Annotated in this window: 12 protein-coding genes and 2 riboswitches; of the genes, 1 reads left to right on the top strand and 11 read right to left on the bottom strand. The window is 43.3% G+C overall.

The features are described from left to right. Positions 1-16: 16 nt before the first annotated feature. The 11 genes from ACZ5B7_RS02710 to solA form a co-directional block, all read right to left on the bottom strand. Positions 17-313: a HesB/IscA family protein gene (locus tag ACZ5B7_RS02710; RefSeq protein ID WP_464492535.1), complete on the bottom strand. Its 297-nt coding sequence runs from the start codon at positions 311-313 to the stop codon at positions 17-19. 34 nt (positions 314-347) lie between these two features. Then, entirely contained in the window at positions 348-1,226 is an 879-nt protein-coding gene (lipA, locus tag ACZ5B7_RS02705) for a lipoyl synthase (RefSeq protein WP_464492534.1), read from the bottom strand. An 816-nt stretch (positions 1,227-2,042) separates the two neighbouring features. Then, positions 2,043-3,521 carry an aminomethyl-transferring glycine dehydrogenase subunit GcvPB gene (gene gcvPB, locus ACZ5B7_RS02700; RefSeq protein WP_464492533.1) on the bottom strand — a complete coding sequence of 493 codons (1,479 nt, stop codon included), beginning with the start codon at positions 3,519-3,521 and terminating at the stop codon, positions 2,043-2,045. Continuing rightward, positions 3,514-4,866, bottom strand: coding sequence for an aminomethyl-transferring glycine dehydrogenase subunit GcvPA (gene gcvPA, locus ACZ5B7_RS02695; RefSeq protein WP_464492532.1), 1,353 nt, complete (start codon positions 4,864-4,866; stop codon positions 3,514-3,516). Before gcvPA ends, gcvPB begins: the two co-directional genes overlap by 8 nt. Before the next feature lies 1 nt (position 4,867). Then, entirely contained in the window at positions 4,868-5,263 is a 396-nt protein-coding gene (gene gcvH, locus ACZ5B7_RS02690; protein WP_423800643.1) for a glycine cleavage system protein GcvH, read from the bottom strand. A gap of 76 nt (positions 5,264-5,339) precedes the next feature. Continuing rightward, the gene (gcvT, locus tag ACZ5B7_RS02685; protein ID WP_464492531.1) at positions 5,340-6,452 is read right to left on the bottom strand and encodes a glycine cleavage system aminomethyltransferase GcvT; all 1,113 of its coding nucleotides are present in this window, start codon (positions 6,450-6,452) and stop codon (positions 5,340-5,342) included. Positions 6,453-6,467: 15 nt separating this feature from the next. Continuing rightward, positions 6,468-7,349 (bottom strand): L-serine ammonia-lyase, iron-sulfur-dependent, subunit alpha, encoded by an 882-nt coding sequence (gene sdaAA, locus ACZ5B7_RS02680; protein ID WP_464494423.1) that lies wholly within the window; start codon positions 7,347-7,349, stop codon positions 6,468-6,470. Beyond that, entirely contained in the window at positions 7,349-7,867 is a 519-nt protein-coding gene (locus tag ACZ5B7_RS02675) for a serine dehydratase beta chain (protein WP_464492530.1), read from the bottom strand. The genes sdaAA and ACZ5B7_RS02675 overlap by 1 nt, the downstream gene beginning before the upstream one ends. Before the next feature lie 15 nt (positions 7,868-7,882). Then, positions 7,883-9,133, bottom strand: a complete 1,251-nt coding sequence (gene glyA, locus ACZ5B7_RS02670) for a serine hydroxymethyltransferase (RefSeq protein WP_464492529.1) — start codon at positions 9,131-9,133, stop codon at positions 7,883-7,885. Between the two features lie 78 nt (positions 9,134-9,211). After that, positions 9,212-9,294, bottom strand: a riboswitch (glycine riboswitch). Positions 9,295-9,297: 3 nt separating this feature from the next. Next, a riboswitch (glycine riboswitch) is annotated at positions 9,298-9,402 on the bottom strand. Between the two features lie 79 nt (positions 9,403-9,481). Beyond that, positions 9,482-9,895: a hypothetical protein gene (locus tag ACZ5B7_RS02665; protein WP_464492528.1), complete on the bottom strand. Its 414-nt coding sequence runs from the start codon at positions 9,893-9,895 to the stop codon at positions 9,482-9,484. A 63-nt stretch (positions 9,896-9,958) separates the two neighbouring features. Beyond that, positions 9,959-11,125 carry an N-methyl-L-tryptophan oxidase gene (solA, locus tag ACZ5B7_RS02660; RefSeq protein WP_423800638.1) on the bottom strand — a complete coding sequence of 389 codons (1,167 nt, stop codon included), beginning with the start codon at positions 11,123-11,125 and terminating at the stop codon, positions 9,959-9,961. A 175-nt stretch (positions 11,126-11,300) separates the two neighbouring features. Here solA and ACZ5B7_RS02655 point away from each other — a divergent pair, with 175 nt between their 5' ends. Beyond that, positions 11,301-12,176 carry a LysR family transcriptional regulator gene (locus tag ACZ5B7_RS02655; RefSeq protein WP_464492527.1) on the top strand — a complete coding sequence of 292 codons (876 nt, stop codon included), beginning with the start codon at positions 11,301-11,303 and terminating at the stop codon, positions 12,174-12,176. Positions 12,177-12,237: the final 61 nt, after the last annotated feature.

Genomic DNA, 12,237 nt, shown 5'->3' with positions numbered 1-12,237 from the left:
TATATCTATTTAAATCTCAGGTGGCACATGCACTTGAGCTAAAGCTTTCGCCAACTTGAAAACCATGTTCCTCTGTATAATCAATTTGTGTTACTTCATCTAAATAACGTTTTGTAAAATGGTCAATTCGAATCTGAATTCCTTCATATTCGATCACCGTATCATTCCGCCGCATTTCATCAAAAATAAGAGTAAATTTAACTGAAATTCCGCATCCGCCGGCAATATCGGCATCAATCCTTGGGAACTGATCTTCTTTTGTGTTTATTTTTTTCAGCTTGTTCACTGCTGCTTCTGTTAAGCTGATCACCATTTATCTCTCCCCCTTTATCGTCTTATGCGATAACTTACACATTCACTTTTATCGCATTGACCTGTTCATCTGCATGATAAGAAGAGCGAACGAGTGGACCTGCTTCACAGTGACTGAACCCTTTTTGCATGGCGATTTCCTTTAATTCGTTGAACTCTTGCGGACTCCAATACTTTTGGACTTTTAAATGTTGTTTTGTCGGCTGCAAATATTGGCCAATTGTGATGATGTCCACATTGTTAGCACGAAGATCGTCCATCGCTTCAATAATTTCTTCTTTTGTTTCTCCAAGGCCAATCATAATGCTGGATTTTGTCGGAATGTTTGGGTTTATTTCTTTTGACCTTCTTAAAAACTCAAGCGACCGTTCATATGTAGCGCGGGCACGCACTTTTGGGGTCAAGCGCTTTACCGTTTCAATGTTATGGTTTAATATATCGGGCCTTGCATCTATTAATATTTTTAAATTTTCATATTCTCCATTCATATCGGACGGAAGAACTTCTACACTGCAAAATGGGTTCCGGCGCCGGACTGCACGAACGGTCTCGGCGAAAACGCTCGCGCCTCCGTCTTTTAAATCATCTCGGGCAACCGCGGTGATGACAACATGCTTTAAACCCATTTGCTCGACCGATTCAGCTACACGTTCCGGCTCCACCAAATCCAGCTCTGTCGGAAGCCCGGTTTGCACAGCACAGAAACGGCAAGCCCGGGTGCAGACACTTCCTAATATCATAAATGTTGCGGTTCTTCTTACAGCCCAACATTCATGAATGTTAGGGCATTTCGCCTCTTCACAGACTGTATGAAGCTTTTTTTCACGCATCATTTTCTTTAAACCGGTATATTGTTCATTCGTATTTAATTTAATTTTAAGCCAATCAGGTTTGCGAACGTGTTCCACAGTCATTTCATCTACTCCCATGAACGAATCGAGTCAAATTTACGATACATTTATTTAGTTTGTATTACATTTGATTTAGATCACGCCTGTATACGTAATCGCTTGTTCATTCTTTTTCTTGAGCACTTGACCCATCTAAACTAACAAGCTTGTTTTGGTATAAAAAATAGATACAGAGAAACACCCTATATCTATTTTACCTTTCAAAATTTCGCCAGTTCCCGCTGTTATATACGTTTATGCACTCGGAAAAGTCGCCGGTTAAGCAACCAAAACAGGGTATGGGTGACCCATACCGAGGAGAATCCTCCTGTTCGGTAACCAATAATGGGTATAGGTGACCCATACCGAGATGAATCCACCTGCTCGGTCATCCATAAAGGGTATGGGTGACCCATACCGAAAAGAATCCTCCTGTTCGGTAACCAATAATGGGTATGGGTGACCCATAACGAGGAGAATCCTCCTGTTCGGTCACCCATAAAGGGTATGGGTGACCCATACCGAAAAGAATCCACCTGTTCGGTAACCAATAATGGGTATGGGTGACCCATACTGAGGAGAATCCTCCGGTTCGGTCACCCATAAAGGGTATGGGTGACCCATACCGAAAAGAATCCACCTGTTCGGTAACCAATAATGGGTATGGGTGACCCATACTGAGGAGAATCCTCCGGTTCGGTCACCCATAAAGGGTATGGGTGACCGGAATCGAGAAGAATCTACCCGTTCGATCACCAATAAAAAGTACGGCTGACCGAAACTTAGCAAAATCGACCGGTCCGAAACCAATAATATGGTTTATTTTTTACCCATATTGGATTAAGATTTTACAGTTTCTTTGCTTGCTTCCTTTTTATAGCGCAAGATTGGCTGCCTTGCCGCCTGTACCTCATCCAATCGTCCAATCACGGTTGTATGCGGGGCCTCCAGCACCACGCCAGGATTTTCTTCGACTTCTTTAGCAATTTGAATCATCACATCAGCAAAAGCATCCAATGTTTCTTTTGACTCTGTTTCTGTCGGCTCAATCATCAGGCATTCTTCTACATTCAACGGGAAGTAGATGGTCGGCGGGTGATAGCCGAAATCAAGCAGGCGTTTAGCCATATCAAGAGTTCTGACACCAAGCTTTTTCTGTTTGGATCCCGATAAAACAAATTCGTGCTTACAAACTTGTGAATATGGAGCCTCAAAATACGGCTCAAGTTTCTTACGAAGATAATTTGCATGAAGCACAGCGCTTTCCGATACTTGACGCAATCCTTCTGGCCCCATTGTCCGAATATAGGTATACGCGCGGACAAGAATGCCAAAATTCCCATAATAGCCTTTTACCCTGCCGATTGACAATGGCTGATTCGTATCCAGCACATAGCGGTCGCCGTCTTTGTCAACACGCGGTACAGGCAGGAACGGAATCAGCTTCTTCTTGACACCGACTGGACCTGCGCCAGGACCTCCGCCTCCATGAGGGGTTGTAAAGGTTTTATGAAGATTTAAATGGACAATGTCAAAGCCCATTTTGCCTGGAGTCGTTTTCCCTAAAATCGCATTCGCATTGGCTCCATCGTAATACAATAACCCGCCTGCTTCATGGACAATCTTAGCAATATCCAGGATTTCTTTTTCAAATAATCCAAGTGTATTCGGGTTTGTCAGCATTAATGCGGCTGTGTCACCATCGACATGTTTCTTTAATTCTTCGAGGTCGACCAACCCATCTTTATTTGATGGAATGGTTACCGTTTTAAAACCAGCAACGGTTGCACTGGCAGGGTTGGTTCCATGGGCAGAGTCGGGAACAAGTACCTTTGTTCTCTTTTCTCCCTTTTGCTCATGATAAGCTTTTACCATCATCAACCCGGTCCATTCGCCTTGAGCACCGGCAGAAGGCTGCAATGTAACGGCATCCATTCCGGTAATGACAGCTAATTCTTCCTGCAATTCATATAGAAGCCTAAGAGCACCTTGTACGGTTTCAACCGGCTGATAAGGATGAATGCGGCTAAAGCCGTCAAACCGTGCCACATCTTCGTTAATTTTTGGATTGTATTTCATTGTACAAGAACCAAGCGGATAGAACCCATTATCGACCCCGTGATTTTTATTCGAAAGTGCTGTATAATGGCGTACCAGCTGAAGTTCTGATACTTCCGGAAGCTCCGCTGCATCTTGACGGATCAAATGCTTTGGAAGCAGTTCTTGCAAATTGACTTTTTCCACATCGCTTGCCGGAAGGCTGGAACCAACACGGCCCGGGCGACTGATTTCAAAGATTAACTCATTATACTCAACCATTTACAACTGCCTCCAATACATTGATAAATTGGTCAATCTCCTCTTTTGTCCGCTGCTCAGTTACAGCAATTAGCATTTGATTTTCGAACCCGTACTCACTTCCCAAATCAAACCCGCCAATGATGCCTGCTTCAAGAAGTTTCGCATTTACTTGCTTGACCGGAAGCGGCAGCTCAACGATAAATTCATTAAAGAATGGTGCTTGATTTTCAATAATAAAGCCTTTTTCTTTTAACCGTTTGGCCATATAAGATGCTTTCTCAATGTTCAGCTGGGCCATGTCACGAATCCCTTGTTTTCCAAGTGCCGACATACAAATGGCAGAAGCAAGAGCATTCAATGCCTGATTGGAACAGATATTGGAGGACGCTTTGTCACGGCGAATATGCTGCTCCCTTGCTTGCAGGGTCAACACAAAGCCGCGTTTCCCTTGATCATCTGACGTTTGCCCGACAATCCGGCCCGGGACTTTACGCATCAACTTTTTATCAACGGCAAAATAACCACAATGCGGACCGCCAAAGGACATTGGGATTCCTAATGGCTGCATATCACCGATCACAATATCCGCCCCGAGATTTCCCGGTGCCTCCAAGAGTGCCAGCGCAAGCGGGTTGGCACTGACAATAAACAGAGCCCCTTTTGCCGCTGCAATTTTCTTAATTTCCGCTAAATCTTCAATTGAACCAAAGAAATTTGGGTATTGGACAATCACAGCCGCAGTGGTTTGGTCTACTTGTTCCTCAAGCTGCTTTAAGTCTGTTACATCACCATCAAGACGAGTTTCTTCCATTATATATGTCTGTCCCACAGCTACCGTTTTCAGAACGGCGCAGGATTCAGGATGAACGGCCCCTGACACAATTACTTTAGAGCGCTTCGTATGAGCAACTGCAAGTGAGGCTGCTTCAGCCAATGAAGTAAACCCATCATACATCGAAGAATTGGCTACATCCATTCCTGTCAGTTCACATACCATTGTTTGAAATTCAAAGATTGCCTGCAGTTCACCCTGGCTGATTTCCGGCTGATAGGGTGTATAGGCTGTATAAAATTCAGAGCGGGATATCATGTGATTCACTACACTTGGGATGTAATGGTCATAGGTTCCTGCACCAAGAAACGTCGGGTATTGATTGGCATTTATATTTTGCCCAGCAAGCTGTTGCATTTTTTTCAACAAAAGCGGTTCAGGAACTGCTTCCGGTATATTTAGCTCACCATCGAGACGAATCTCCGCCGGTAAATCCTCGAATAAGGCATCCACAGACGAAGCATTTAACAATTCAAGCATTTCCGCTTGATCTTCTTTTGTATCAGGAAGGTATCGATAAGTCGCTGTCATCCTATTCCTCTCCTTCATTAATAAATGCCTGGTACTCAGCCTCATTTAAAAGCGATTCTAATTCTTCTGGATTGGACAATTCTACCTCCACCAGCCAGCCGGCATCATATGGTTGTTCATTAATCGTCTCAGGAGCGCTTTCCAGTTCCTCATTGACACTTACAACGGTACCGGATACAGGTGAGTAAATATCAGAAACTGCTTTAACCGACTCAATTGTCCCGATTGTTTCGTTAGCCGTTAATTCATCGCCTTCTGCTGGATTCTCAACGAAAACGATATCCCCCAACTGGTGCTGTGCATAATCAGAGATTCCGATTCGCACCCGATTTTCACCCAATAATAATACCCACTCATGCTCCTTGCTATATAAAAGGTTTGCTGTTGCGTTTGTCATATGAACCCTTCCTTCCACCCTAGTTTTCAAAATTTAGTCATTCCTGTAAAACCAATCAATCTCGGAAAAAATGAACCTAACTCTTTTTATAAAAAGGTGTTTTCACAACAACTGCCTCAATTTGCTTATTGCGAATTTCTACCTTAACCTGAGTTCCAACTGCTGCAAATTCTGCACTTAAAAGGGCAAGGCCTAAACTTTTCTTCAATGTCGGGGAATGGGTTCCCGATGTAATGAAGCCGATTTCCTCTCCGCCTTCAGAAAATACTTTATAGCCATGCCGCGGGATCCCTCTCCCTGTCACTTCGATTCCGACTATTTTTCGTTTTAAACCTTCTTCTTTTTGCTTAACGAGTACTTCCTTACCTAAAAATGCTGATTCTTTGTTTGTTTTTACGGCAAACCCAATGCCTGCTTCCAAAGGTCCGATGTCGCTGGAAAGCTCTTGACCATATAGTGCCAAGCGGGCTTCAAAGCGAAGTGTATCCCGGGCCCCAAGTCCGCAAGGCTTTAAGCCATCTTCTGTTCCTGCATCTAACAGCCTCTCCCAAAGCGCTTCCACTTTGTCTGCCGCTAAATAAAGCTCAAATCCGTCCTCTCCCGTATAGCCGGTGCGTGAGACTAGTACACCAGAGATCCCGGAAACCGTGACATGATCAGCAATATGGAAAAAGCCAATTTCCGCTAAATTTGTATCGGTTACTTTTTGTAAAATTTTTTCGGCTTTTGGACCTTGAATGGCAAGCTGGGCAGTGTCAGAAGAAATATTTGTTAAGGCTACATTCCCTTGTGCCTGCTGTTTCATCCACTCGTAATCTTTTTCAATATTTGCCGCATTAATCACAAGCAGATACTTTTCACTCGCTAACTTGTAAACTAGTAAATCATCGACTGTTCCGCCGTCCGGGTAACACATGGCCGTATACTGTGCCTGGTTGATCTGAAGCTTGGTTACATCGTTTGTTACGAGGTAATTAATATAGCTCTCAGCATCTTTTCCTTCTACAAGGACCTCACCCATATGTGAAACATCGAACAGGCCTGCTTCGTTACGGACTGCCTCATGTTCTTCTAAAATTCCGGAAAATTGAACCGGAAGCTCCCAGCCTCCAAAATCAATGACCTTTGCGCCGTACTTTTTATAAGTTTCAAAAAGCGGTGTCCGCTTTAATACTGTATCTGTACTCATCTGAGCCCCTCCGTCTTAAGTGTTTCTGCAAAGTAACCGATCTTTTAATTTTATTCCCGTGTCCGTCATGGCTAGGCCGCCGAGTGCCGTTTCCCTTAGTGTTCGCGGCATTTCCTTGCCTATTTTGTACATTGCCTCAATGATTTCATCACATGGGATCCTGCTTTCAATTCCGGCAAGCGACAGGTCGGCTGCTGAAAAGGCAATCGAAGTGCCGATCACGTTCCGCTTAATGCAAGGAACTTCCACGAGACCGGCAACCGGGTCACAAACTAGCCCTAAAAGGGATTTCATCGCGATCGCGGTGGCGTTGACGACCTGCTCTGGTGTCCCGCCCTTTAATTCAACAATTGCGCCGGCCGCCATTGCGGTGGCCGAACCAACCTCCGCTTGGCATCCTCCTGCCGCTCCAGAGATAAAGGAGCGGTTGGCAATCACATATCCGAGTGCACTTGCGGTAAACAAACCCATGACTAAATCTCGATAGGAGGTGTCGTCATTCTTTCGCAGTGAAAATAAAACCCCCGGTAAAATACCGGCTGCCCCGGCCGTTGGCGTCGCCACAATCACGCCCATCCGTGCATTGCTTTCAGATGTTGCCATCGAGAACGTCATTGCATCGTTAATATATGGACCTGACAAGCCCTTCCCGTTATTTACATATTCGCTCATCTTGACGGCATCACCGCCGGAAATACCGCTTGGTGCCGGGGAAGCATCTTCTACACCGGTCTCCACTGCTTGCTTCATTTTAATTAACCGCTCTGCCATCATATCGATGATCGTCTCTTTGTCACGGCCGGACTTTTCCATTTCCACCATCAGCATCATTTCGCCAACTGTTTTCCGTTCGCGGTTACAAAGTTCAATAAGCTCGTTCATTGACCGAAAATCCATCATACACCCTCCAAGATCGCTTCATGAAAAGGATTGGAACGAAATTTTGCTGCAATTTCTGAAAAATCATCACTTGTGCTTAATCGAATATCAACTATTTCATCATCAATCATAAAGATTTTTGATAAACCGCCGCCTAATGATACACCGCCTACTTTAACAAACTGGCCCGCACGTCTTGCCCTAATAACAGTTGTATTGGGATGATCGTAATAAGGACAGCGATCTTCAAATTTAAATTCATAGTGAAGCCCGTATCGTTTGGTTAATTCAACCGCATATCTAATTCTGGTATCATCTGTATTCATCCCAAGCAGGCCGCCAAGAAGCGCTTTATCTGTTCCGTGTCCCTGGTATGTTTCGGAGAACGAATCATAGAAAGTAATATCCGCCCTTTGCGGGGATCCTCCAAGCAGCTCATAAACAAATTTCCCAATTGATACAACACCGGCGGTATGAGAACTCGATGGCCCAACCATAATCGGGCCGATGATGTCAAAACAGCTTTGATACTCCATTAAGTTACCCCTTTCTTACACAGTGATTGGCTGTTGAAATAATGGAAATCTCCCGCAAATTGCTTTTGTCGTCTTTCTTCCCTGCTCGATCACGGTTAAATCCCCTTTGCTCTTAAGAACGGCTGCGATCACTTTTGCGATTTGCACCATTTCCTCTTGTTTCATTCCACGTGTGGTTAACGCGGCTGTTCCCATGCGGATTCCGCTTGTCACAAACGGGCTTTGCGGGTCGTATGGAATGGTGTTTTTGTTAACTGTAATCCCGACTTCTTCAAGCAATTTCTCTGCTTCTTTTCCTGTTAAATCCCATGGACGCACATCGAGGAGCACAATATGATTATCAGTCCCGCCGGATACAAGCGCTGCCCCTTCCTGCTTTAATGCCTCTCCCAGTGCAGCTGAATTTTCAATAATTTGTTTGGCATATTCCTTAAAGCTTGGCTGCAATGCTTCATTGAAAGCAACTGCCTTAGCGGCAATGATATGCATGAGCGGCCCGCCCTGAATTCCTGGAAAAACAGCTTTATTTATTTGTTTGATTATTTCTTCATCGTTTGTTAAAATCACTCCGCCTCGTGGGCCGCGCAATGTTTTATGAGTGGTGCTGGTCACAACATCCGCATATGGAACCGGAGAAGGATGGAGACCTGCAGCCACAAGTCCAGCAATATGTGCCATATCAACCATCAGTTTTGCGCCAACCTGATCGGCGATTTCTCTAAATCTCGCAAAATCAATAACTCTCGGATAGGCGCTTGTACCGGCGATAATTAATTTTGGTTGATCTCTTTTCGCAACTTCTTCCAGCTCATCGTAATCAATCAGGTGATTGTCTTCTCTTACCCCATAAGAAACGACATCGAACCATTTTCCTGACATTGCTACCGGGCTGCCGTGAGTTAAATGGCCGCCATGCGATAAATTCATCCCCATAATCTTATCGCCTGGTTGAAGCAGGGCGAAAAATACAGCAGTATTGGCCTGTGCACCGGAGTGAGGCTGGACATTGGCAAATTTGGCGCCGAATAATTTGGTCAGCCGTTCAATCGCTGCCTGTTCTGCGACATCCACAAATTCACAGCCGCCATAATAGCGCTTACCGGGATAACCCTCGGCATACTTATTCGTCATCACGCTTCCCATTGCTTCCAAAACATCCGGGCTGACAAAGTTTTCTGATGCTATTAATTCCAACGTATGAAGCTGGCGGTTTTTCTCACTTTCAATCGCCTCAAAAATTGTTGAATCGTTTTGTTGTAAACTCATTGATTATTCCTCCAATTTCTCCATATTGCTTTTAAAAAAAACAAAAAAGGACAGAAAAGGGGTGTAGAATCATCCCTTCTCTGTCCTTTTACCTGAGAGTTAAACTCCAATCTTTATGGAGCATTCTCCTTTGGTGGCATTTTCAAATACGCTCTCCAGAGGTGCGTCCTGTTATGGTTCTTTTACCTGAGAGATTGGTTCCAAGGGTTTTTTTGGAACTTGCTCCTTCGGTGGTAGATGTAGATAATACACTCTCCCACAACAATCATCCGCTCTATTCAATTTTATTATTTTCAGAATAATCATTCTGTTTGTAATTGTCAATGCCTTTTTTGATAAGGTTGGTTATCACAAATAAGAAGGATTTGCTTCTACATTTTTGAAGTAAACCACTTCGCCATCACTTTCACCATCGAAAATAACCGTTGTATTAGGGGAGAAGACTAATACGTCCCCTACTTCTGCCACATATTTATTTCCTTCTACATCGCGGACAACCATTTTACCTTTGGTCACAACTTTAATTTCGATAAACGTAAATTCTGCAGAATAATCAACCGAAGGCTGGAGTGCATAGTAACCCATTGTTAATACTTGTTTTTTATCTGTAATCGGCACATCAAGGATTTGCCCCTTTAACTCAGGTGTTCCCCGCAATACGCTTAATTCATTTAATTTATAGGTTCCTGCTTTAATTAATTGAATGCCCGGTTTTGCATCTAAATAAGTTAATTGGCTTTGGGTTAATGTTTTTTCGCTCATTTTTGCACCTCTAAATTTATTATTTTTTTAATCGTTCTAGGATAATGGCAATTTAATAATCTATTAGATCTTTGCTTTCTGTTTTAAAGCAGGGCGATTGATAGAGAAAAGAGAAATATCATGTTCGGTTTTGCCAGTTGTCACTAGTTGGCTTAGCGTTTCACCAACAACACTTGAGAATTTAAATCCATGGCCGGAGAAGCCTGCTGCGATTGCCACATTGGAGTACTGCGGATGCAAATCAATCACAAAATGCTCATCAGGTGTTTTTGTGTACATGCAAACTGCCCCTCTTTTAAGCGTTCCAGTAGCACCCGGCATGTATTCTTCTAGGAATCTGCGAATATTTCCTTCATCCTCCGTATAGATACCAAATTCACGATTAATTGTATCCGGGTCGATTTTTTGACCGAATGTATGGTATCCTATTTTCAAACCGCAGCCGCTGAAGCTTGGGAACCCGTAATAGATGCCTGTCGGTACTTCAACCATGAAGGCCGGGAAACCATGTGTATTGCTATACTGTGATTCTTCGCATTCGAAGAACCCAACAACTTGGCGGTAAGGCTGTAACGGAATATCAATATTTAATTTTGATAGAAGTTTGCTGTTCCAAGCCCCCATGCTCAAAATCAACTTACTGCCGGTAAAGGAACCAAATTCAGTTTGGATTTTGACAGAGTCCTCGGAAATCTCAAAATCCTCAACCCTTGTATGTGTTAACACTTTTGCACCATTTGCTTCTGCTAGCTCGCGATAGGCGCGAATGCAATTTTCACTGAATAAGACGCCAGAGTTTTTTTCATAGATTGCGTTAAAGTTTTCAGGGACGGTTACACCCGGCCAGCGCTGATGAATTTCTTCGCCTTCTAGTAAATCAACATCCAACCCATGAATGCTAGCAGCTTCTATCGTTTCAGCAACGAAGTCAGATTCACCTTTAGGTCCAAATACTAAAACACCGGTTTTTGTAAAAATCTTATGATGTGTTTCTCTCTCAAGTTCATACCATAACTCTTGGGCTCTTAAGGCAAACGGTACATACTCCCGTCCTTCACCATAGGCATGGCGGATAATCCGTGTGTCACCGTGATGGCTGCCATTCGTATGAGGCGGATCAAATGCATCTACCAATAATGTTTTCACACCTTGTTTGGCCAGGTAATAACCTGCTGCCATTCCCATCGATCCTGCGCCAACTACAATTACATCAAAATCTTTTTTGCTCATCGTTTCTGCTCTCCTTTTGCAATAATTTAAATTTTCTTAATTCTTTAATAACATCTTACGACCTTTCTGCCATCATGTAAAATGATTAAAAGAGATACTATCTATCTCTATTAGAAATACTTTCTCTATTAGCAATGTGGTAATAGGAACAACAGATTGATACGGGGGAATAGCCATGGAAATTAAGGATTTGCGGATTTTTCAAAAGGTAGCTGAATTCGGAAGCATTTCAAAGGCCGCCAAAAGCTTAAATTATGTTCAATCCTATGTAACCGTAAGGATCAGGCAGTTGGAGGAAGAACTTCAAACCGAGTTATTTCACCGCTCAAGCCGCGGCATGGTTATCAATTCGGAAGGGAAAAAACTATTGTTTTATGCTCAAAAAATTATTTCCATGGTCGATGAGATGTTAAAAGTGGTTCAAGACTCGGATAACCCGGTTGGCACCCTTGAAATAGGCACTGTTGAGACATTATACAAACTTCCACTGATTCTATCCGCCTATCACAAGAAATATCCCAACATTGACTTATCTCTTGTAAGTGGTGTAACAGAGGATCTAGTCGAGGCTATTCTCAGCTATAAACTGGACGGAGCATTTGTGACAGGAAATTTTAATCATTCACAAATTGCTCAATATGAAGTCTTTGAAGAGGAGTTGGTTTTAATCTCCAACCAGGAAGAGGTTCCTTTTGAGGAATTAAAAAACAAGCCGCTCCTTGTTTTTAAACAAGGGTGCAGCTACCGTTCAAAATTGGAGGGCTGGGTCCGCGATGAGGGAAGAATCAATGCGAAAATCATGGAATTTGGCACATGGGAGACGATTTTGGGCAGTGTAATAGCCGGTTTGGGGATTACGATTATCCCAAAATCTACGGTTAGTCTCTTGGAGGCAGATGGGGTTGTTCGAATCTATCATATTCCCGAAAAATACTCCAAAATCACAACGGTTTTTATTCGCCGGGCAGATTCATTCCTGACAAATACAATGCAGAAATTTATCGAAACAATCCAAAATGTTAGTGATCAAGAAAAAAAGGTAGAAGTATAAATATAGTCGTGAGCGTAATCCCCCTGCATAACGGAAGAGGGATTACGCTAGTTTACAAGAT

It is taken from the genome of Neobacillus sp. S1115 (assembly GCF_055385565.1).
The sequence above is the reverse complement of the archived record's forward strand: the minus strand, read 5'-3'. Positions and strand labels throughout refer to the sequence as shown.

What these genes read in the sequence shown, in the direction of transcription:
- gcvH (WP_423800643.1), bottom strand. Translation starts at nt 5,263, where the DNA reads ATGACAAACGCAACAGCAAACCTTTTATATAGCAAGGAGCATGAGTGG.
- ACZ5B7_RS02675 (WP_464492530.1), bottom strand. Translation starts at nt 7,867, where the DNA reads ATGGAGTATCAAAGCTGTTTTGACATCATCGGCCCGATTATGGTTGGG.
- glyA (WP_464492529.1), bottom strand. Translation starts at nt 9,133, where the DNA reads ATGAGTTTACAACAAAACGATTCAACAATTTTTGAGGCGATTGAAAGT.
- ACZ5B7_RS02710 (WP_464492535.1), bottom strand. Translation starts at nt 313, where the DNA reads ATGGTGATCAGCTTAACAGAAGCAGCAGTGAACAAGCTGAAAAAAATA.
- gcvT (WP_464492531.1), bottom strand. Translation starts at nt 6,452, where the DNA reads ATGAGTACAGATACAGTATTAAAGCGGACACCGCTTTTTGAAACTTAT.
- ACZ5B7_RS02655 (WP_464492527.1), top strand. Translation starts at nt 11,301, where the DNA reads ATGGAAATTAAGGATTTGCGGATTTTTCAAAAGGTAGCTGAATTCGGA.
- gcvPA (WP_464492532.1), bottom strand. Translation starts at nt 4,866, where the DNA reads ATGACAGCGACTTATCGATACCTTCCTGATACAAAAGAAGATCAAGCG.
- ACZ5B7_RS02665 (WP_464492528.1), bottom strand. Translation starts at nt 9,895, where the DNA reads ATGAGCGAAAAAACATTAACCCAAAGCCAATTAACTTATTTAGATGCA.
- sdaAA (WP_464494423.1), bottom strand. Translation starts at nt 7,349, where the DNA reads ATGGATTTTCGGTCAATGAACGAGCTTATTGAACTTTGTAACCGCGAA.
- solA (WP_423800638.1), bottom strand. Translation starts at nt 11,125, where the DNA reads ATGAGCAAAAAAGATTTTGATGTAATTGTAGTTGGCGCAGGATCGATG.
- lipA (WP_464492534.1), bottom strand. Translation starts at nt 1,226, where the DNA reads ATGACTGTGGAACACGTTCGCAAACCTGATTGGCTTAAAATTAAATTA.
- gcvPB (WP_464492533.1), bottom strand. Translation starts at nt 3,521, where the DNA reads ATGGTTGAGTATAATGAGTTAATCTTTGAAATCAGTCGCCCGGGCCGT.